Annotated in this window: 24 protein-coding genes; 17 read left to right on the plus strand and 7 right to left on the minus strand. The window is 43.1% G+C overall.

The features are described 5' to 3' along the window. The first annotated feature begins 22 nt into the window (after positions 1-22). The 8 genes from NYE23_RS05945 to NYE23_RS05980 all read left to right on the plus strand — a co-directional run bounded on the left by NYE23_RS05945 (position 23) and on the right by NYE23_RS05980 (position 5,977). Positions 23-472, plus strand: coding sequence for a MarR family winged helix-turn-helix transcriptional regulator (locus NYE23_RS05945; protein WP_035329428.1), 450 nt, complete (start codon positions 23-25; stop codon positions 470-472). 74 nt (positions 473-546) lie between these two features. Further along, a complete protein-coding gene (locus NYE23_RS05950; protein ID WP_341076195.1) occupies positions 547-1,920 on the plus strand; it encodes an FAD-dependent oxidoreductase in 1,374 nt (457 codons plus the stop codon). Between the two features lie 39 nt (positions 1,921-1,959). Beyond that, on the plus strand, positions 1,960-2,172 hold the full coding sequence (locus NYE23_RS05955) for a hypothetical protein (RefSeq protein ID WP_341076196.1): 213 nt from the start codon (positions 1,960-1,962) through the stop codon (positions 2,170-2,172). 53 nt (positions 2,173-2,225) lie between these two features. After that, complete coding sequence (locus NYE23_RS05960; RefSeq protein WP_445662582.1) at positions 2,226-2,723, plus strand: arsinothricin resistance N-acetyltransferase ArsN1 family A; 498 nt, start codon at positions 2,226-2,228, stop codon at positions 2,721-2,723. 383 nt (positions 2,724-3,106) lie between these two features. Further along, positions 3,107-3,451: an ArsR/SmtB family transcription factor gene (locus tag NYE23_RS05965; protein ID WP_341076199.1), complete on the plus strand. Its 345-nt coding sequence runs from the start codon at positions 3,107-3,109 to the stop codon at positions 3,449-3,451. 14 nt (positions 3,452-3,465) lie between these two features. Continuing rightward, entirely contained in the window at positions 3,466-4,761 is a 1,296-nt protein-coding gene (locus NYE23_RS05970; protein WP_341076201.1) for an arsenic transporter, read from the plus strand. Between the two features lie 16 nt (positions 4,762-4,777). After that, positions 4,778-5,197, plus strand: a complete 420-nt coding sequence (gene arsC / locus NYE23_RS05975) for an arsenate reductase (thioredoxin) (RefSeq protein WP_341076202.1) — start codon at positions 4,778-4,780, stop codon at positions 5,195-5,197. A gap of 414 nt (positions 5,198-5,611) precedes the next feature. Further along, positions 5,612-5,977, plus strand: coding sequence for a DUF5661 family protein (locus NYE23_RS05980; RefSeq protein WP_341076204.1), 366 nt, complete (start codon positions 5,612-5,614; stop codon positions 5,975-5,977). Between the two features lie 54 nt (positions 5,978-6,031). Here the strand turns inward: NYE23_RS05980 and NYE23_RS05985 are convergent, their stop codons facing one another. The 4 genes from NYE23_RS05985 to NYE23_RS06000 are packed head-to-tail and all read right to left on the minus strand — an operon-like array spanning position 6,032 to position 10,665. After that, a complete protein-coding gene (locus tag NYE23_RS05985) occupies positions 6,032-6,430 on the minus strand; it encodes a hypothetical protein (protein ID WP_341076206.1) in 399 nt (132 codons plus the stop codon). A 5-nt stretch (positions 6,431-6,435) separates the two neighbouring features. Continuing rightward, positions 6,436-7,830 carry a sensor histidine kinase gene (locus NYE23_RS05990; RefSeq protein ID WP_341076208.1) on the minus strand — a complete coding sequence of 465 codons (1,395 nt, stop codon included), beginning with the start codon at positions 7,828-7,830 and terminating at the stop codon, positions 6,436-6,438. Further along, entirely contained in the window at positions 7,827-8,498 is a 672-nt protein-coding gene (locus NYE23_RS05995; protein ID WP_341076210.1) for a response regulator transcription factor, read from the minus strand. The genes NYE23_RS05990 and NYE23_RS05995 overlap by 4 nt, the downstream gene beginning before the upstream one ends. A 40-nt stretch (positions 8,499-8,538) precedes the next feature. Next, on the minus strand, positions 8,539-10,665 hold the full coding sequence (locus NYE23_RS06000; RefSeq protein WP_341076211.1) for an MMPL family transporter: 2,127 nt from the start codon (positions 10,663-10,665) through the stop codon (positions 8,539-8,541). 145 nt (positions 10,666-10,810) lie between these two features. Here NYE23_RS06000 and NYE23_RS06005 point away from each other — a divergent pair, with 145 nt between their 5' ends. Both NYE23_RS06005 and NYE23_RS06010 read left to right on the plus strand, forming a co-directional pair. Then, positions 10,811-11,362 carry a cysteine hydrolase family protein gene (locus NYE23_RS06005; RefSeq protein WP_341076213.1) on the plus strand — a complete coding sequence of 184 codons (552 nt, stop codon included), beginning with the start codon at positions 10,811-10,813 and terminating at the stop codon, positions 11,360-11,362. 65 nt (positions 11,363-11,427) lie between these two features. Further along, a complete protein-coding gene (locus NYE23_RS06010) occupies positions 11,428-12,117 on the plus strand; it encodes a DUF421 domain-containing protein (protein ID WP_341076215.1) in 690 nt (229 codons plus the stop codon). Between the two features lie 24 nt (positions 12,118-12,141). Here the strand turns inward: NYE23_RS06010 and NYE23_RS06015 are convergent, their stop codons facing one another. Further along, entirely contained in the window at positions 12,142-12,897 is a 756-nt protein-coding gene (locus tag NYE23_RS06015) for a YqcI/YcgG family protein (protein ID WP_341076218.1), read from the minus strand. 398 nt (positions 12,898-13,295) lie between these two features. Between NYE23_RS06015 and NYE23_RS06020 the strand changes: the two genes are divergently transcribed. Both NYE23_RS06020 and NYE23_RS06025 read left to right on the plus strand, forming a co-directional pair. Beyond that, a complete protein-coding gene (locus NYE23_RS06020) occupies positions 13,296-14,138 on the plus strand; it encodes an STAS domain-containing protein (protein ID WP_341076220.1) in 843 nt (280 codons plus the stop codon). Between the two features lie 167 nt (positions 14,139-14,305). Continuing rightward, entirely contained in the window at positions 14,306-15,022 is a 717-nt protein-coding gene (locus tag NYE23_RS06025; RefSeq protein WP_341076222.1) for a YwaF family protein, read from the plus strand. Between the two features lie 39 nt (positions 15,023-15,061). Here the strand turns inward: NYE23_RS06025 and NYE23_RS06030 are convergent, their stop codons facing one another. Both NYE23_RS06030 and NYE23_RS06035 read right to left on the minus strand, forming a co-directional pair. Further along, positions 15,062-15,220 carry a DUF1682 domain-containing protein gene (locus tag NYE23_RS06030; protein ID WP_163140746.1) on the minus strand — a complete coding sequence of 53 codons (159 nt, stop codon included), beginning with the start codon at positions 15,218-15,220 and terminating at the stop codon, positions 15,062-15,064. Positions 15,221-15,327: 107 nt separating this feature from the next. Next, on the minus strand, positions 15,328-16,119 hold the full coding sequence (locus NYE23_RS06035) for a DeoR/GlpR family DNA-binding transcription regulator (protein WP_341076229.1): 792 nt from the start codon (positions 16,117-16,119) through the stop codon (positions 15,328-15,330). Between the two features lie 316 nt (positions 16,120-16,435). Here NYE23_RS06035 and NYE23_RS06040 point away from each other — a divergent pair, with 316 nt between their 5' ends. The 5 genes from NYE23_RS06040 (at position 16,436) to NYE23_RS06060 (ending at position 21,186) form a co-directional block, all read left to right on the plus strand. Next, on the plus strand, positions 16,436-17,638 hold the full coding sequence (locus tag NYE23_RS06040; RefSeq protein WP_341076231.1) for a metallophosphoesterase: 1,203 nt from the start codon (positions 16,436-16,438) through the stop codon (positions 17,636-17,638). Positions 17,639-17,692: 54 nt separating this feature from the next. After that, positions 17,693-19,096, plus strand: a complete 1,404-nt coding sequence (locus NYE23_RS06045) for a metallophosphoesterase (RefSeq protein WP_341076233.1) — start codon at positions 17,693-17,695, stop codon at positions 19,094-19,096. Positions 19,097-19,136: 40 nt separating this feature from the next. Next, on the plus strand, positions 19,137-19,316 hold the full coding sequence (locus tag NYE23_RS06050) for a twin-arginine translocase TatA/TatE family subunit (RefSeq protein ID WP_053435217.1): 180 nt from the start codon (positions 19,137-19,139) through the stop codon (positions 19,314-19,316). A gap of 335 nt (positions 19,317-19,651) precedes the next feature. Continuing rightward, positions 19,652-20,518 carry a PHP domain-containing protein gene (locus tag NYE23_RS06055; RefSeq protein ID WP_341076238.1) on the plus strand — a complete coding sequence of 289 codons (867 nt, stop codon included), beginning with the start codon at positions 19,652-19,654 and terminating at the stop codon, positions 20,516-20,518. 32 nt (positions 20,519-20,550) lie between these two features. Next, positions 20,551-21,186, plus strand: a complete 636-nt coding sequence (locus NYE23_RS06060; RefSeq protein ID WP_341076241.1) for a DapH/DapD/GlmU-related protein — start codon at positions 20,551-20,553, stop codon at positions 21,184-21,186. Positions 21,187-21,232 lie beyond the last annotated feature (46 nt).

The raw sequence follows: 21,232 nt of genomic DNA on the forward strand, positions 1-21,232 counted from the left end.
AATGTAACCAAGAGGTGAAAATATGGAAAATCTTCGCAGTTTATTTCAAGTAATGACGCGCCGTTTTGGCTTACTCAATAAAAATTGCTGCAGTGTCGGCGGATGCGATATTTCCCTCATTCAAAGCCATATTCTTTATGAGATTGACAATCAGCATAACCCGTCCATGCAGCAGATTGCAGATACATTAGGGACCGATATCACAACTTTCAGCCGGCAGGTGCAATCTTTAGTGAAAATGAACTTAGTTAAGAAGATGCCGGATCCGGCTGATAAGAGAATCAGTATTCTTTCGCTGACTGCTGAAGGCAAATTTATTGCAGGTTCAATAGATCAGCAGATGAATTCATTTTTACAAGAGGTTTTTTCACAAATGAATGAGTTTGAAAAAGAAACAGTCATCCGCTCAATTCATTTGTTAAATAATGCAATGGCAAAATCCAATGCATGCTGTAAGCCAATTCAGGGGTAAATGCCCTTGGGCACAATACTTGCATTTTGCAAGTAAAATCAATCTATCCAAATCTGGAGAAAAGGGGAAAAAGCATGGCTAATCAAAATAATCTTGTAAAAGGATGCTGCACGCCTAAGAAAAAAGAGTTAGAAAAGAATTCATTAAGCAAGAGGGAAGCAAAAGAGCTGCCTGTGGCTATAATTGGCGCCGGGCCGGTGGGGCTGGCAGCTGCTGCACACCTGGCAAACAGGGGGCAATCATTTATTTTGCTCGAGGCGGGTAAGCAAGCGGGAGACAATATCAAAAGCTGGGGACATATTCGCTTATTCTCACCATGGCGATACAATATTGATAAAGCTGCTGCCAGGTTATTAAGCGCAAATGGCTGGGTACAGCCGCAATTGGAAGCTTTGCCTACTGGGGAGGAACTTGTTGAACACTATCTAAAGCCGCTGTTCAATTTACCTGAAATAAAGCCTTTCATTCACCTGAATACGAAGGTTTTGTCAGTTGGCAGAAAAGATACCGATAAAATGAAAACGGCAAACCGGGATGATATTCCTTTTGTTATTCATGCTGAGCAGAATGGAGAGTACAAAGCCTTTGAATCAAGGGCAGTCATTGATGCTGCAGGTACCTGGGGAAATCCTAATCCGGCTTCATCAAGCGGAATTTGGCTGGCTGATGAGAAGGAACTGAAGGAAAAGATATTTTATGGAATACCCGATGTATTAGGGAGTGAGCAGCAGCGCTATCGGAATAAGCGCATTGCAGTTGTCGGCGGAGGCCATTCAGCAATTAATGCCTTGCTGGATTTAGCCGCTTTAAAAGAGTCTTATCCCAAAACGGAGATTTTATGGATTATGAGAAGAAATCAGGTTGAAGATGCCTACGGAGGAGAAGAAAAAGATGCACTTGCAGCACGCGGCCGCCTCGGAAGCAGAATCCACCAATTGGTTGATAACGGTCAAGTGGAGGCCGTTACTCCATTTCGTATCCATCTGGTCAAAGAGTCGGAAACGGGAATCGAGTTAATAGGCAGCCAAAACGGGAACCAGAGAAGCCTCGGTGAAATCGATGAAATGATTGTCAATACAGGAAACCGTCCGGATTTTTCAATCATAAGTGAACTTCGTACTTCCATTGATTCTGCAACTGAAAGTGTAAATGCATTGGCGCCATTGATTGATCCTAATATTCATAGCTGTGGTACGGTTCGTCCCCATGGAGAAAAGGAATTAAGACAGCCTGAGAGAAATTTTTATATTGTAGGTGCTAAAAGCTATGGACGTGCTCCAACCTTCTTGATGGCTACAGGCTATGAGCAGGTTAGGTCTGTGGCTGCTTATTTGAGCGGTGATTTAGCTGCTGCAGAAAAAGTGGAGCTGGATTTGCCGGAAACGGGTGTATGCAGCGTTAATTTAAAAAGTTCCTTTGAAGAGCCTGCATCATCCTGCTGCAGTTGATTCACTTCTCCTTAAAATGTGTTTGAAAAGGTGATGATAATGACCATAAATCATGCCGGAGCACTTAAAAAAGAATATTTTATTTCCTATATGAAATTAATCATGAATGCTTTTGGGTGTTCTGTTGAGGAAGCAAAAGATAAAACGTTTGAAAGGCTGTTTCGATTCCGGGAAAGTGAAATGGGGCAGGTGACGTATGAACAATTCATTTTGGCTTTTCGGGATTTAATGAATGAACCAGATGATGAATAGCTGTGGAGTAAAAGCCTATTATAGTAACTGCGTTATTATTGGAGGGACCTGTAATGATAAATGAGATTTCCGTTCGTGAAGCCACTGAGACAGATTTAGGGGAGATTGTCGAGATTTATAATCAGGGAATAAAAGATCGCATCGCTACATTGGAAACAAAGGCAAAAGATCTTTCCTATATGACAAAATGGTTTGAACAGCATCAAGGCCGATATTGTGTGCTGGCTGCAGAAAAAGGGGGTCAAGTAATTGGCTGGGCTTCTCTGAATCCGTATAGCAGCCGATGTGCATATGATGGAGTGGCAGATGTATCAGTCTATATCGCAAGGGATTTCAGAGGCAAGGGGGCAGGCGGGAAGCTGCTTTCTGCACTCGAATTGAAAGCAATAGAAAACAAGTTCCATAAGCTGGTTTTGTTTACTTTTCCGTTTAATGGCCTTGGGCAGACTCTGTATAAGAAAATGGGGTTTCGTGAGGTAGGTATATTTCAAAACCAGGGTGTGCTGGACGGAGAATTTGTGAACGTGATGGCTATGGAAAAACTTTTGTAAATATTGTGCATGCGGCTAAAGTTTTAGCCGTTTTTTGTTGTGTTGCGTTCATGACACCGAAAATACAGTGGCACAGCAGAGAAAGGTAATCATAGAGCATATATGACGCCGAAAACCCAGCGGCATAGCAAAAAATGGTCGCCATAGAGCGTTCATGACGCCGAAAACCCAGCGGCATAGCAAAAAATGGTCGTCATAGAGCGTTCATGACGCCGAAAACCCAGTGGCACAGTAAAAAATGGTCGTCATAATGCGTTTATGACGCCGAAAACCCAGCGGCACCCAAAAATAGTCGCCATAGTTCCCGTAAATAAGAAAAAACCATTTGCTTATATAAGTAAATCATTATATATTAATATATGCAAAGCGGAGGTGATGAGATCATGATAGGGTCCACAGTCGAAATCGGCAAGGCAGCATCCATTTTAAAATTATTAGGCGATAAAACACGGCTCACAATGGTAAAGCTATTAAACAACCATGATTGCTGTGTATGTGAGTTTGTTGAGATTTTTAAAATGAGTCAGCCGGCCATCAGCCAGCATCTGCGGAAACTAAAAGATGCCGGTGTGGTAAGGGAAAACAGGAGGGGTCAGTGGATTATTTATTCATTGAATCAGGAAAGTGACTATTACCCATTGGTTCAGAATGTGCTTGATCACCTTCCAAGCCAGGATTATTTATTAACAGAATTGGAAGAGCAGGGATTGCGAATTTCCTGTGAGTAAGAGGGGGGAATACATTGACTCAAATAATTTTAGCATCGGTGATTTTCTTAGTCACCCTCATATTAGTCATTTGGCAGCCAAAAGGTCTGTCCATCGGCTGGTCCGCATGCGGCGGAGCCATCCTCGCCTTAATAGCCGGTGTGGTTGATTTTAATGATGTCATAGATGTTACATCCATTGTCTGGAATGCCACATTAACCTTTATTGCCATCATCATTATATCGCTTATTTTAGATGAAATCGGGTTTTTCGAATGGGCTGCTTTACATATGGCAAGAGCGGCAAAGGGCAGCGGGGTGAAGATGTTCATTTACGTTTCTATTTTGGGAGCGATTGTCGCAGCATTCTTTGCGAATGATGGAGCGGCACTCATTCTCACCCCAATTGTCCTGGCGATGGTGCGGAACCTTCAATTTGAAGAAAAATTGGTTTTTCCGTTTATTATCGCAAGCGGATTTATTGCGGATACAACGTCCCTGCCATTGGTTGTCAGCAACCTGGTCAATATCGTCTCAGCTGACTTTTTTGGCATCGGCTTTGTGGAATATGCGTCCCGCATGATTATTCCGAACTTCTTTTCACTGGGTGCCAGCATTTTGGTTTTATTCTTATACTTTAGAAAAAGCATTCCAAAGAATTATGATTTATCTCATTTGAAAAAACCAGCAGAAGCAGTTAAAGACAGCAAAATGTTCCGGTTGTCATGGCTCGTTTTAGGCATCTTATTAATAGGTTATTTTGCAAGTGAGTGGCTTGGTGTCCCGGTTTCATTGATCGCAGGCATTGTAACGGTGTTCTTTCTGATCATGGCGCGAAGAAGCCCGGCCGTGAATACGCGCACTGTCATCAAGGGTGCACCATGGGCTATCGTATTCTTTTCGATTGGCATGTATGTAGTGGTTTACGGATTAAGAAACGCGGGTCTTACAAATGTATTGGCTGATTTAATTCAAATGACAGCTGACCAGGGACTATTTGCAGCAACGATCGGAATGGGATTCATTGCGGCCATCCTTTCTTCTGTCATGAACAATATGCCAACCGTTATGATTGACGCCCTGGCCATTGCTGAAACCGATACAAGCGGAATTATTCGTGAAGCCCTTATCTATGCGAACGTGATTGGATCAGATCTTGGACCGAAAATCACGCCGATTGGGTCCCTCGCAACTTTGCTGTGGCTTCATGTATTGTCCCTGAAGGGAGTAAAAATCTCATGGGGAACGTACTTTAAAACAGGAATCATATTAACGATACCAACACTGTTCATTACATTAACCGGATTGTACATTTGGCTAATGATTATCTAAAAAGGAGAATCTCAACATGACTAAAAAAACAATCTACTTCCTATGCACAGGCAATTCATGCCGCAGCCAGATGGCAGAAGGATGGGCAAAACAGCATTTAGGTGAAGAATGGAATGTTTATAGTGCAGGGATTGAAGCACATGGCTTGAATCCGAACGCTGTAAAAGCAATGAAGGAAGCTGGAATTGACATCTCGAATCAGACTTCTGATATCATTGATCCTGAAATTCTAAATAATGCCGACTTGGTTGTAACACTTTGCGGAGATGCAGCTGATAAATGCCCAATGACACCTCCTCATGTAAAGCGCGAGCACTGGGGATTTGATGACCCTGCAAAGGCAGAAGGAACAGAAGAAGAGAAATGGGCTTTCTTCCAGCGTGTCCGTGACGAAATCGGCGGGCGGATTAGAACATTTGCCGAAACTGGAAAGTAAATAATATACTTAAAAAACATCCAAAGGGAGGGAACAGGCATGAAAATTACAGACAATGCGCGTGACGAATTGAAGAAAATGCTGGAAGAGCAAACTGCCAGCAGCGTCCGCATCTTTTTTGACGGCTATGGCTGAGGACAGCCAAGAATAGGACTGGCTCTGGATGAGCCGGCAGCAGATGATATTATTGTCACTATCAATGAAATCAAAGTAGCAATCGACCCGATTATTGAACCAAACACCGAAGACCTTGTTTTAGAGCGGAGCGGTAACGGAAGCGGGATCTCTATGATCGGGAATACGGGAAGATGCTGTTAAGAGAGGGCCTTTAGGGGCCCTTTTTATTTTGATCAAGTCCATGCTCCTAAATAAATCATTCACATACATTATGGTATCTGGCATGGAGAGGTGAATGTGTTGTATTACTCTAATTATCCTTATGGGCATCACTTTAGCAGCAGACATGTGAATCATCAGGCTTTTCCAAATACCAGCAGAGAGAGAGCGGGCTTTTCCAAAGAGGAGGCCGCAGCCATTGCACTGCTGTTGGGAGTCGATTTTACGAAAACCCAGTTTGATTTGAATGAATTCTGGATGGGTGTTAATACAGAACTGGAACATGGAAAACGATCAAGCCAAACGAATGTTACTGGAAATGACCCGCTTCTTACAGGGAAAATTGCCCTTGCGCATCTTAACGAGTTTCCTGACTATTATAAGAGATTAAAAGTTCTGGAAGCGGAAGCTAAAGCCTATTGGAATTCATTGCAGAAAGGCTGACGGAAACAAAAAAGCAATGCAGTCCACAAAAGAGGGGTGCATTGCTTTTTTAGCTTACTGTTCCGATGTTTTTTCAGTTAAAAAGGTAATCGCCACAAAAAGTGCAAAGGCAAACAACAGCAGGGTTCCGCCGACAATAAAGAAGACTAGAACAAAGGTATCCCCTAAATTGAACGGATTTAAAGTATACATCCACATGCCGATTGTCAGACCCAGCGATCCTGCCATTCCAAGGATGCTGTGAATGGAAACGAGTTTTTTATATTTTACGCGGTAGACTTTATAAAAGATTCCCCATGCAAATACGGAAAGCCATCCTACCAGCAGGATGTGGGCATGAATGGGCCTTAATGAATAATCCATCTGCCCGGACATATGCGACCCAAGGTAGGTTCCGATAATGCCAAAAATAGCTGCAAATCTTATTAATCTAATACTCCATTTTTGTTCCATAGTGTTTATTCCTCCCGTTGTTTCTCCCTGAAAAATGTAATGGTAAAGGTGGTGCCTTCGCCAGCCTGGCTGTCTGCTTTGATTTCCCCATTATGCAGCTCAATGATTTGTTTTACAATCGATAGTCCGAGTCCTGTGCCATCTTTTTTCCTGGCCGAGTCCACCCGGTAAAAGCGCTCGAAAACCTGGCTGATGGCATCCTCAGATATTCCAATCCCGGTGTCTTTAAAAACAACTTCAATCGCTGTTTGGGTTTGAGACAGGCTGATCAGAATGCTGCCGCCATGTGAGTTATATTTTATCGCATTCGTCAGCAGGTTGTCCCAGATATTCACCAAAAGCTCCGGGTCCCCCTTAAAAATGACCGGCGCGAGCTTGTAGGAAATCTCAATTTCTTTTTCTTCCAGCCGCCATTGATGCCTGCGGATGGTTTCCTTGATCTGCTCATCCAATTTAACTTCTGAAAGCTTCATCGGATAGGAGTTCTGGTCAAGGGAAGTCAAAAGCAGAAGCTGTTTGGTCAGATTGGACAGCCGCTTCGACTCCTGGTCAATTATTTGCACGTATTCGAAATGTTCTTCATCTGACAGCTTCTGTGTCTGCAGAAGCTCCGCATACCCCTGAATATTCATAAGAGGGGACTGAAAGTCATGGGACACATTATTGATGAATGCCTTCCGGGCCTCATCATTGTGCTGCAGCTGAGACTGCATGCGGCTGAAGCTTTCTGCGAGCTGTCCAATTTCATCCCTTCGTTCAATATTCAAAGGGAAGTTGAAATTCTCACGAGTAATTTCCTTGGTCGCCTCCGTCAGCTTCGTGATCGGTTTGATCAGATGCTTGGCGAACCAGATCACCCCGGTAATGCTGACAACGGCAATGGCAACAAAGAACCACGCAAAGATCATGTGAATGTCCGAGAAAAGCAGCTTATTATTTGGCCGGAGAAAAAGCCCGTAATTCTGATTGTCCATGGTAAAAGGGACGCCGACCGTATTTTTAAGGTCGTTTGAAAAATGGCCCATCATCAGAAATTGGCCGGCAAAGCTATCCATCCCATGATAAACCTTTTGGTCGGTCAGTACCTTTTCAGCTTCCTCAGGCAGATCTGTCTTATTGAAAGGCTGCCCGAAAAATTCTCCATCTCCGGATTCACTTACGATATAGAGCTGATAGCCGAGCTTGCTCATGGAATTTAAGTACGTTTCATAAGTGGAGCCAGAGGAATGCATATGTTCAAGGCCATTCGCAATTTCCTCTGCAATCCTTACATTGTGTCTGTCGATTTTCCCTTTAGTAGAAGCCATATAGACCCAGTTTGTTAAAAAGAAGGAAAGCAGGATACTTATGGCTAAAATCACAAGTGTGGCTGCAATGAATTTCCGGTAGAGCGTCTTCATGTTGTTTCCTCAAGCTTATACCCGATGCCGCGTATGGTCTGAATCTCAACGGTTGCCCCGTATTTTTTCAACCGGTCGCGAATTCGGTTGATATGGGTATTTAAAGTCTGTTCGCTGCCTTCATAATCCGCTCCCCACGCCTGTTCAATCAATGCGGCCCTCTGTGTTATTTTATTTTTTCGTGCCGAAAGCAGGCTCAGGAGCTCAAATTCCTTTAATGGAAAAAGGATGGTCTCCTGATTGATTTCCACTTCAAAGCTTTTCCTGTCAATGGACAGATTACCGGCTTTAACGACTGTTTCCATCGCCCGCTCAGCTCTTCTTAACACAACGGCCACCCGGAAAAGGAGCTCCTTCACTTCAAACGGCTTGACAATATAATCCTCAGATCCGGATAGGAAGCCCTGTTCTTTATCGCTAAGCTGCCCCTTTGCCGTCAGTAGTATAACAGGGATACCAAAGTCGTTTGTCAGAAGCCTGGTGAGTTCGAATCCGTTCATGCCAGGCATCATGACATCGACAACGGCTAAATCTGCCGTTTGCTCTTCTAAAAGCATTAAAGCTTCTTGAGCATTGTCTGCACGCAGCACTTGATAGCCTTCACGATTTAGATGGATCGTAACGAGTTTTTGTATATGAACATCATCATCTACGACTAGTATTTTCATAGCAGGGCCTCCTTAAAGGGAATAGGGAGGGACCCTCACTCTATTCCGAATTTTTTTCCCGGGAAGTTTCCTTATCTTTTTCGAAAAATAAGATCAATGCCGGAAGCAGCATTCCTCTCACAAGGAAGGTATCAATCAATATTCCCATGGCAACGATGAAGCCAAAGACGAATAAGTCCGCGATTGGCATGGTCATCAGGGCGGCAAATGTAGCAGCCAGAATGAGGCCAGCCGAAGAAATAACGCCGCCGGTATTGCGGATGGAAATTTCAAGAGCGTCCTTCACTCGATTTTTCTTCCTTTCCTCCATAAAACGCGAAACCAGGATGATGTTATAATCAATCCCCAATGCTACAAGGAAAATAAAAGAATAGACTGGAACACGTGAACTGATGGCTTCAAAGCCGAATAATACATCAACAAGGAATATCCCCAGTCCTAAAGCCGAGACAAATGAAAGCAAAATAGTTGCCATCATGTAGATCGGCATCCTGATGGATTTTGTAAGTGCAAATAACAGCGCCAGGATCAGAACTGTTTCAAGCAGGACAATTTTTAGTATATCATCATTGTTGACATCCTGTTCGTCCACTATTTTCGGAGTAACCCCACTATAGTAGGACTGGGCTTCCACACCGATTTCTTCTAATAGCTCAGGTGTGTCGTCACGCAAATTTTTCATAAAGGATATGGCTTCAGTTGAATATGGATTGATAGATAGGGCGACACTCATTTTTGCCGCCTTGCCGTCTTCTGATAGGGCAGACAGGCGGACAGAGGCAACTTCATCATATTCTTGCAGCTTTTCACTTATCGCTGCTGTATCGTTTTCAGCCAGCTTCTGATCACTGACAACCAGAAGTGTCGAAGGAGCCAGCTCGCCTTTGTCATATCTGGCTTCCACTATTTCATAGCCGACCCGCGATGGCAGATCCTTCGGGAATTTCTTGACGGTGTCGAATTCATAATCAAGATTGAAAATATTAAACGCTGTGATGAGCATGAAAATGCCGACAATTCCGCCTGAGAGGCCGGGCTTGTTCACTACGAATCTGGCAATGGGTCCCCAGACACTATGTTTAACTTCTGTTTCAGCACCATATTTAGGAACCTTCGGCCAGAACGCCTTGCGTCCAAACAGGGTGAATAGAGCTGGAACCAGTGTAATGGAAGCAAGCATGATAAAAAACATCGCCGTTCCAAAAATCGGGGCAAAGTTCTGATAATCACGGAAATCCGCGAAGAACAGAACCAGCATGGCAGCAAGAACCGTTCCACCCGCAAAGAAAACAGGCTCGCCGGTTGCCCGCATGGCATGTTTCATGGCTTCATATTTGTTTTCGAAATGGTTAAGCTCCTCACGGTAACGGGAGAAAACAAATAAGGAATAATCAATCACGGCAGCAAACAGCAAAATGCTCATGATGGAGGTCGTCTGGTTATTGATCTCAAGTCCGCCGGCACCCATTAAAGCAACACTCTGGTTTACGACCTGGTAGACGATCGCCGTTGCCAGAAGCGGAATGATGGCAAGCAACGGTGAACGGTAAATGGCTATAAGCAAGACAAGAATGATGACAACGGTGGCAATCAGGAGAACAAAGTCTGCCTGTTCGAACAGCTTGACTGTATCTCCGGCAATACCGGCTGGACCAGTGATATAAAAGGAAGTGCTTTCAAGATCCTCCGCAATTTTATTACCGACTTGTGACACATGATCATTTATTTCGGCATACTGGTCATTGCCAAGTCCCTGTTCAAGCTCCATCGGCACAATTAGGGTGGACTTGCCCTCAGAAATGAAAGAGCCAAGTACTTGCGGCGGAAGCTTGCTGATATCGATAATCGTCTTGATTCCATCGATGTCCTCAAGCATGATTCCTTCCAGAATCTGTTTCGCTTCTTCGATTTGAACCTCGCCATTTTCATTATGGAAAACCAGAATGCCTGGAGTTCCTTGTTTGTTTGGAAAATATTCTTCTGTTTTATTCTGGGCAATAATGGATTTGGCTTCATCAGGAAGTGACTGGAAATTATTAGTTTTATAATCCCCGAGCATCGGACCTGCACTTAAGCCAATCATCAGCACAAGCCAGCCGATAATCGTAATCCACATTCCCCGTTTGGTGGAAACCCAATCTGTTACCCCATGCAGCAGTTTTTTCACATAAAAGCCTCCTAAAATATTTTCAATGGCTATTTTACAAAATGAAAATAAACTGAACCTCAACTTCTGTTTACAATTAGCCCGGTGCATGAAACAAGTGGTTTATATAGAAAATATAATCATATTAACAAGAGGAGGGACAAGGATGAAAACAGCACTTTTAATTTTGGATATGCAAAAGGGATTTGACGACCCTTATTGGGGAAAGCGGAATAATCCCCAGGCTGAAAACAATGCCTTTCGCCTGCTGACAGAATGGAGGAAGCGGCAGTGGCCCATTTTCTTTTCTAAGCATTTGTCTCTTGACCCGCAATCGCCTCTTTATCACAAAAATGAAGCGGGAATCCAATTTAAGGACCTGCTTGCACCAAAATCCGGGGAACAGGTTTTTACAAAGAATGTAAACAGTGCCTTCATCGGCACAGAGCTTGAAATCCAATTACGGCAGCAGCAGATCAAATCTGTTGTCATCACAGGTCTGTCCACACAGCATTGTGTTTCAACCACAACGAGAATGAGCGCTAATTTAGGGTTTATAAGTTATTTGGTGTCAGATGCGGTTGCCGCTTTTGATATTACGGATCATAAGGGAGTTGTTCATTCGGCGGAGATCGTGCAGGAGTTGGAGCTCGCGGCATTGCACAAAGAGTTTGCTGTGATTATGACGGCTGATGAAGTGATAAAAATGTTGACCTAATATTGGCTGTATTTCTTTAGGGAGGCATAAGGCTCTTTTAAATTTGAAAGGTGTGTGTTTTTAGTATGCCAGTTAGTGAAACGATTCTCCGTGTAACCATCTCGTTTTTGGTACTATTTTTGCTGGCAAGGCTGATGGGGCGGAAGGAAATTGGGCAAATGACCTTTTTCAACTGGGCTTCCGCCATCGGAATCGGGTCAATCGGCGGAAACCTTGCTGTGAACGAAAGCACCCGAATCAAGGATGGAGTCATCGCACTGGTTTTTTGGACGCTTTTTACCATTGCAATGGATATGCTCGACCTTAAATCAAAACAGGGACGGGCAGTTACAACTGGGGATCCCCTGATTGTCATAAAAGCAGGCAGAATCATGGAATCCGCTCTTAAAGCAGCGAGGGTGGACCTCGATGAGCTTCAGGCACTGTTAAGGCAAAAGGATATCTTTTCTTTTAGTGATGTAGATTACGCCATTCTCGAAACAAACGGAGACCTGTCTGTGTTAAAGAAGGCAAGTCAACAGGCTGTGACGAAAACGGATCTAAACATCAGCAGTCCAAACAGGGCTCTGTTTCCTCTGCCGACAGAAGTCATTGCTGATGGAAAAGTCAATTCAGAAAACCTGACGAAATTAGATTTAGATGAAAACTGGCTTGACCGGGAACTGAAAAAAGCGGACATCCGCTCTGTTGAAGAAGTGTTTTTTGCACAAGTCCAGCAGGATGGCACTGTTTATTTTGATCCAAAAGACAAATAGAGGACAGAAGCGGTTTCTGTCCTTTTATTTATACTTGAAAGTTTCCAGCAGCCGATGAAAGGGGCATTTGGAAATGGCGGTGTCATCATCGCGAAGAAAATATTGTTTCCATTCATAATTGTTTTCGGCGCCATAACTGTTCAGATCAGGATGGATGCTGATGGCGTCATATTTTAGGAGCCGTTTGCGAACCTGATTTTTAATGCGGGATGCCAATGTCTCTTTCTTCATGAACTCCTGCAGCACCCATCTCGGTGTGATGGCCAGCATCATCGTATCAAAATGGCGGCTCTGCCGATTATTATGCGCTGGGGTGGCACAGTACATAAAATATTTTTCCCCGTGAAAGCAGAACTCCCAAAGCGGATCGTGCGGATCTTTAGGGATCCCGTTTGGCCACTCCACTTCATCAATCTCAGACAGCCCCGTCAGCTGATCCCAAAAAAGCTGCTCATATTCCTCCACGCTCAAATTACTATTATTACTATTATGTTTATAAAAAATGATCAGTGAAGTGTAGCTTCCATAATCTCTTGAGTGCCGTGTGAATTCCTTCAGGATGGATGCTGTCTGCTGGATGGAGGCCGGATCTCCTGGATTGTCCGCAAATCCATATCGCAGCTGATTTTTCACAAACCCGATGGTTGCAGGGATGCAGGGGAAGGGTTTATCTTTATCCGTCATTTTTTTCTGGAATCTATCTAAGGCATTCAGCTGCCAATCTTCTAAACTTTGCAGGCTGGAGGAGCTGGCAGTATATAAATGGCTGACCTTGGTCACCCCCTCTAACTCCTATACTATATTCCAAGCGGGATAAGGCGGGTGAGTGTCCATGGTGAAAATGGGCGGTCAGAGGCGGGGGATGGGGGTGCAGGGTTAGTCATCGCGGGTACATGACGACGAAAAGGAGTGGAGAGAAGAGAAAATAGTAGCCAACGGGTTTATGAGGACGAAAAGGAGTGTGTAGAGAAGAGAAAATGGTAGCCATGTCAGGTTTATAGCGACCAAATAATAGATGCAGCAGGCTGGAAGCTAGTTGTTAATCAACATGAAGTCCTGAAATTATTAAAATTCAATGGTTTATCCTACAAAATTCCCGGGTAAAGAAATATGTTTAGGTTTAAGATGAAGCGGACTCAGTTTAATAGGATTAAATCAAGGTGCTATAGGGGGAGAACATGAATAATCAGATGCGTCTTTTAGGGGAAAAGATTTTAAAAGAGAAGGACACATTAGCGAAAAAGCTGCATAAGGATCGAATGAGCGGTGTTTTGATGACAGACACAGAGAGACTTCGGGCAGACAAACTGGAAGCCCGCATTGTTCAGATTCAGGCTGAGTTTATTGAATTGTTCGGTGAAGCATTGCTGAATCATGAGAACAAAGATGAAGCAATGGAAAAGATTGAAAAATGGTGCAAGGAGACAGGCAAGTATTTCTTTAAGCTCGGGATCCCTTTGGATGAAACTTTAAAAGATGCGGGATATTACCGAAAATATATCTGGAAAGAACTAGAAGAAACAATGATGGAGCATGAGTTGCCGGCTGCAGAGGTTATAAAGGTGGTCTATTTAATAGATCCCCTGCTGGATCATTACATTCATTGTTTCAGCATGGCTTATGTCAATTTCCATCAGTTAACACTCGAGAATGCAAAGCAGGCTTTCCTTGAGTTATCTGTCCCGGTTGTTCCCCTTTCTAAAGGGGTAGGCATCCTGCCGTTAATTGGGAATATTGATACAGGGAGAGCTCGGCTGTTAATGGAAGAAACATTAAAACAATCTGCACACCTAAAGCTGTCTCATTTAATTTTAGACCTTTCCGGTGTAATGATTGTCGATACCATGGTCGCAGATCAGCTGTTTAAAGTAATTGAAGCATTATCGCTTGTCGGCGTTAAGACAATCATTACCGGAATCAGACCGGAAGTGGCGCAGACGATTGTTACTCTCGGCATTAACCTGAATGGCATACAGGTAAAAGCCAATGTATATCAGGCTTTTGAAGAACTGCATGGATAAAATTGAAAATAGCAGAGGAATTCAGATTGGATTTCCTCTGCTATTTTTTAGTTTTAATGCCGAGGGCATCGATTCAATTTTTCCGCATTTGAACCGTGTTAATTTTCCCAACCGTGAATACAATGAATCAAACAGCACTTCAATGAATATTGAGGGGTGATCACATCATGTTTTCGGTAACGGGAATGCAGGGGTTTGAAATATTTTCGCTTATGCATCTGGTTACGTTGTTTCTTTTCTTTTTTACGGCCTGGTGGCTGATGTATTACAGGCAGGCGCTCAGGGCTTATCAGAAAATCATTAAATGGACGCTGTTTTTTACGTTGCTTGCCTGTGAAGTGACGTACCATGTATGGCTGGTCCTGACAAATCAGTGGGATGTGTCAAATCTGCCGCTCCAGTTATGTTCCTTGAGCACTTTCATTGTGCTTTACCTGTTTTTAAAACCTAATCACAAGGCTTTTTGGCTGCTGTATTTCATTGGTACAATTCCTCCCATTTTAAGCATGGTGACACCTGATATGGTGTACCAATTTCCTCATTACCGCTACATCAAATACTTTCTTCATCATTCAGCTATTCCATTAGCCGTACTCTATTTTATTTTGTTTGAAGGATACCGGGTGCCGAAAAAAGCGGTGCTGACCGGCTTTTTAACACTTAACGTAATTGCGGTGCCAGTCTTCTTTTTAAATCTGCTGCTGGGGACGAATTTTTTCTATTTAGCGAGCCCGACAGAAACCAAAACTCTGCTGTCATTTTTCGGAAATGGCGTCTGGTATTATGTAACGCTTGAAGCCGCTGCGTTATTTGTCTTTTTTATAACTTATTTACCGATGCATTATTTGCAGAGAACCGAACATAATAGAGTCCAGGACAATTGAAAACCGTAATCCTGCTTGTGGGCAGGATTACGGCTTTTTTTATCGCTTATTCTGCTCCTTTTCTTTTTCATATTGCCGCTGCGGAGTCATTTTGGAAATGGCATCATCCACAACTTCCTGGGCTTTCTTCGCTTCCCGATCCTGTTTTTGTGCTTCCTCCTGAATGCGGTTAACATCCTGCGGTGTATTTTCGCTCATATTATTTGCCTCCCTTTTTCCTATATGTTTTTAATGTTTCCTTTTTAAAAGGGAATAAACAATCTGGATAGAGATGACAACACGCAGGCTGATGACAGATTTTTATTTTATGTATATACCTTCACCCATTTTAGCCCATTGAACTTGATTTCCTCCTCCGGCCAATTCTGCGGCAAATCTGCATCAGTTATAACAAAATCAATAGCTGAAAAAGGGCTGATATGGAAAAATGCCCTTTGATTCAGTTTTGAGGAATCGGCTGCCACATAAACCTGTTTAGATCTTTTTATCATGATGGAGGAGGCAGCAGCTTCATCCATATCATAATCGCATATTCCTTCGCGGTTCATTCCTCCACATGAGATAAAGGCCTTGTCAAAGTAGAAGTGTTCCAGCATCTGGTTAGTTAGTGAACCAGATGTTGAGCGCTGCAGGGGATTCACGGTCCCGCCAATCAGAATGACCTTGCCACTGAACTGTTTATTTTCCATTCTTGTATTTAATACATCTGCGGCAGCCAAGGAATTGGTTACGATCGTAACGTTCTCAACATTTTCAATCGAGCCGGCAATATGAAGAGTTGTGGAGCCGACATCCAAAACGATTGTTTCTCCATCGGAAATAAAGCTTGCGGCAGCTTCACCAATTTTCTTTTTGATGGGAAGGCCTATACCAATCCTTTTATTTAATTGCTGCTCCTTCTCTAAGCCAAAATAACATATCGCTCCTCCATGGATTCTTCGCAATTTGTTTCTCTTCTCGAGCCGTCTCAAGTCACTCCGGATTGTTTCAGGCGTTACACTTAATTTCCTGGAGAGCTCCGCAACACTCACTTTATTTTTAATTTCTAATTCCCTGATAATTCTCCTGTGCCTTTCCGCAACAATCCCTTTTTTCATAAATAGCAGCCCCCGCTTTCATGTTATGGATTAGTATAGGGCTGAAGTTTTAAAAATTGAGGTCAAAAATATTAATTTATTTAAAAGTTTTAAAACAGAAAGGAAAACAAAAGAATACAAAGAGAGGAAAGTCCCGAATTCCATTCTTTATTCCTATTAATCTCCAATGAATTATTCAAAATCCTATTTTTGTTTGTCTTTTTGCCTTTGTTTTCTTTACTAAACAATCTATTGATATTAATACTTCTTTAATAGATTTATTCTAGGATTTTAACCGTAGGGGAAAATTATTTATCAATTCATGGAGGTAAGGCTGATGAAGAAAGAAAATGAAAGCAAAGGGATGGATAGAAGGACATTTATTAAAGCGGGCGGAGCAGGGACACTGGCTTTAACCATGGCAGCCGCAGGTTTACCAGGAGACTTATTCGAAAGCAGGGTCCAGGCGGAAGAGATAAGTGAAAAGCTGGAAGGACCGAGACTTTCCTTCAACTCAAATGGGAAATTTAAAATTGTACAATTTAATGATACGCAGGATGACGAACGGATCGACAGACGGACCATACAGCTGATGGAAAAGGTGCTGGATTCCGAGAAGCCTGATTTTGTCGTTTTAAATGGTGACAATATAACAGGCGGCTGTGATACAGAATTAGAAATGATGCAAGCGATGAATAATGTTGTCCAGCCAATGGAGCAAAGGAAGATCCGCTGGGCGGCTACGTTTGGAAATCACGATGAGGACTCAACTCCAAAGAGCGGCATGGATGAGAGCGGCATGCTCAAGTTCTATATGAAATACAAGTATAATATGAACACTCCTGGACAAAAAGATCTTACGGGAACAGGTAATATGAATCTATTAATCAAAAAATCCAGAGGGAATAAGGCAGCATTTAATCTTTGGCTTTTAGACAGCGGCAGATATGCCCCTCAAACGATCGCCGGGCAGGATTTCAAGGGCTATCCAACATGGGATTGGCTGCGATTTAATCAGGTCAATTGGTATTACGAAAGATCCAAAGCAATAGAAAAGCGGTATGGCTATAAAGTGCCTTCTCTTGTATTCATTCATATTCCTCTATGGGAGCACCGTTTTATGTGGTGGGGAAGTGTGGATGGACGTACACAGGCAGGGCATGATTTGGCTGTGGCCAGGCATCAAATCAATGGAGAGCGGAATGAAGATGAGTGTCCCGGCCCGATCAACAGCGGTCTTTTCACAGCTATGCTGGAAAGAGGGGATGTAAAGGGAGTATTCTGCGGCCATGACCATATAAATACATATTGCGGAAACTACTATGGAATTCTTCTCGGATATGCCGGAAATACCGGCTTTGGCACTTACGGTCTTTCAGGCCCCGACAGAAACAGACTTCGGGGTGCGAGAGTGTTTAATTTAGATGAGAATCATGAAGGTGTTTTGGCCGATACACATATGGTTTTTGCCAAAGACTACGGAATTGATTTAACAGCCAACGACCAGAGCATGGATCCGCTGCCGCTGGAGGAAAAATAGGCTAAACAGATTTTTATAGAAATCTCGAAAAATTGATGAAGGAGCTTATAAAACATGAAAGAAATCCGGAATGCTGACAAAGATGGTAATATTTTTTCAAGAGAAATGGACCGCCGTGCTTTTTTGCAGAAAACGACCTTGGCTGCCAGTGCAACAATCGGATTATCTCTTGCTAACTCTCTTAATGTAATTACAGCAAGTGCAGCCTCTTCTGCTTCGATAATGAATTCTGCCGGCAAGCCGGACTTGGTATTCCCGGTTATCAGTGACGTTCATATCCATAACAGCAGCAATAAAACTCTTGAAAAGTTTATAACTACCTTGGAACAATTAAATAAGGCTGTACCGAAGCAGGATGCTTTTGTGGTTGTGGGAGATTTAACTGATTATGGATATGAGTCGGAATTCGATAAGTTTATGTCAGCTTATCATGCCCGCAAACAGCCAGGTGCCGTTCCGATGTTTGCCATAGGGAACCATGACTATTGGAATGGCTTATCAGTATCTGACGCACAAAAGCGATTCCTATCAAAAACAGGCATGGAATCTATCCGCTTTCACAAAGTAATTAAAGGCTATCATTTTATCATTCTCGGAACAGAAGATGGATTAACAGAGGGCACCTTTTCCGCTGAACAGATTAATTGGCTGGGTCACCAGCTGAAGATTGCGCATGAAGATGATTGGAAGAAGCCGATTTTTGTCTTTCATCATCAGCCGATTAAAGGGACGGTCTATGGAAGCGAATGGGGTTTTACTAAGAATAGAGACCTTTTTTACAACACCTTAAAGGAATATCCGCAAGTTATCTCATTTTCCGGTCATACCCACTATCCTCTTGATGACCCGAGAATCATTCACCAGAAGGATTTTACTTCAATCGGGACTTCAACCGGCGCCTATTTGTGGCTGGATGCCGGCAGAATTCAAGGGGAAGTGCCTGAGGGTGCAGATGTTCTGAATCAGGCATTAGTTGTAGAGGTGCATAATAATAAGGTGCTGATTAAGCGCCGTGATATTCATCATAATGACTGGACTGGAAATCCGTTTGAAATCAGCTATCCGGCAAATAAGAAGAAATTTGTTTACACAGAAGACAGAGATAAGAAAGCGCCATTTTTTACAAAAGATGCGATGCTATCCATTAATCATGAAATGACATCAGCCACTGCCATGGCCATTATGTTTACGCAAGCCAAGGATGATCTGCTGGTTCATGACTACAGGGTAGTGGTAAGGCATGCAAATACAGAGGCAGTTGTGAAGGAATTTCTTGCTTTCTCGGAATTCTATAAAGATCCTGTGCCAAATCCGTTAACGTTAACCATTGAAGGATTACAGGCCAATACAGCCTATCAAATTGAGGTGCATGCAATGGATGCTTATGGGAATGTATGTAAGAGACCTTTAAGAGCTTTAGGGAAGACGAAAACATTGGCTGCCGCAGAAACCGTTTAATCTAGAAGGTTAGTAACAATACTCAGCAGGAGGGATGAAGATGCTCCAAAATATAGGTATACCTGGACTAATACTAGTATTAGTTATCGCACTTATCATTTTCGGTCCATCGAAGCTGCCGGAAATTGGCCGGGCATTCGGCTCGACTTTGAGGGAATTCAAAAGCTCAACAAAAGAATTGCTTTCAGAGAACCAGGAAGACAGCAGCAAAACGAAATAACAAAGAAGAAAGGGGCCAACTTTTTTGAAGTTGGCCCTATTTTGTGCAGGCTTTTTTGAAAAATAGCTGTTTTTTTAAAAGTTATCCGTTAAATAAGACATTTGCTGCTTCATCTAGTCTAGTAGAAATGGGGATATCGGCCAATTTCGGAAGTTTATCGGTCAGAATTTAAATATATCGTTCACTTTTCTAATATATCGGTCAGTTGCTTTCATGATGCACTTTTACGAAAAAATGAAATTACAAACTCTTAACAGAAATTTACATCCTATTAACCTATCTGGCTTGGCACCAAGTTATTCTAGTAAAAAAGGCTATGAATAGGAGGAATGGAAATGAAAGCAGAGCTGCATTGCCATACGAATGTTTCTGATTGCCCGCTATCAATTGATGAGGTATTGAATCTGGCCATTGCCAATGAAGTTACACATTTGGCCATTACGAACCATGACACGACAATAGGGCTGCAGGAAGCTATTGAGCAAGGAAAGAGGTATGGAGTAGAGGTGATCCCTGGTATTGAAATTTCTGCTTTTGATTTTGACAGGGGTCGCCGGGTTCACATACTGGGCTATTTTATCGAACCCGGGCATAAGGCAATCGAATTGCTGTGCCAGCCGATCATTGAGCGGAGGCATAAGCTTTCGTTTGAAATGGTACAAAGGCTGATTTCAGCAGGCTACAGCATTACATGGGACCGCTGTCTGGAGCTTTCTGAAGGTGGAACCGGAGTTTATAAGCAGCATATCATGGCAGCCCTAATAGAGTCTGGATATGCTGATTGCATTTACGGTTCACTTTATAAAAAATTATTTAGCCGCGGTCAAAAAGGAGAATCGCCAGGCATCGCCTTTATCCCGATGGAATATGTGGATGCGAGACTTGCTGTTGAGGCAATTCTTGAAGCTGGCGGTGTGCCTGTGCTTGCCCACCCTGGCCAATACGGAAATTTTGAAAAGGTGCCAGAGCTGGCTGAAGCCGGCCTGCAAGGGATAGAAGTCTGGCACCCCCTTCATAGCGTACAGCATGAAGAAGCAGCAAGGAAACTGGCCATACAATATGGCTTAACCATGACTGGAGGTTCCGACTTTCACGGTGCTTACGGTGAGAAGCCGGTTGTACTGGGCAGCATGTCTCCAGGGGTGGAGAGGGTGCATGAATTAGCTGCGAGACGGCACAGACTGAAAAGCCAGAGATTATAGGCAGCACATTTAAAAGGGAGTGTGATTTTCACATGTCAATGATTTATAAACCAAAAAAGGATGAAAAGCTCTCCGTTTCACCGACGGTACATCATTCCAGCTTTATCATTGACAGTTATGCGGGGGAATGGACGTCAATCGGAGAAAGAAATAAAATTATCGAATCGAAATTTGGCGACTACACTTATACGATGGATGATGTAACAGTCAACTATACAGAAATCGGCAAGTTCTGTTCCATTGCTTCTCATGCATGCATTAATCCTGTTCAGCATCCGATGGACCGGGTGACTCAGCACCATATGACCTATCGGAAAGCCGACTATGGCTTCGGCGATCAGGATGATCATGAATTTTTTGAGTGGCGCCGTACAAACCGGGTTAAAATAGGCCATGATGTATGGATTGGGCACGGCGCCATCATCATGAAGGGTGTTGAAATCGGCACGGGAGCAGTCATCGGTTCAGGTGCAGTCGTTACAAAGGATGTTGAACCCTATACGATTGCAGCAGGCGTGCCCGCTAAGCCGCTGAAAAGAAGATTCACTGAAGAAACAGCTGCAAAGCTGTTTAAAATTGCATGGTGGGATTGGCCAAGGGAGAAGCTTGAAGCTCATTTTGAAGAATTAAATAATACGGAAGCTTTCATCAGGAAATTCGGGAGCTAAACCATAGCCTTACAAGACCCAATCACAATAAGATTGGGTCATTTTC

It is taken from the genome of Cytobacillus sp. FSL H8-0458 (genome assembly GCF_038002165.1).
Classification (GTDB): Bacteria; Bacillota; Bacilli; order Bacillales; family Cytobacillaceae; genus Cytobacillus.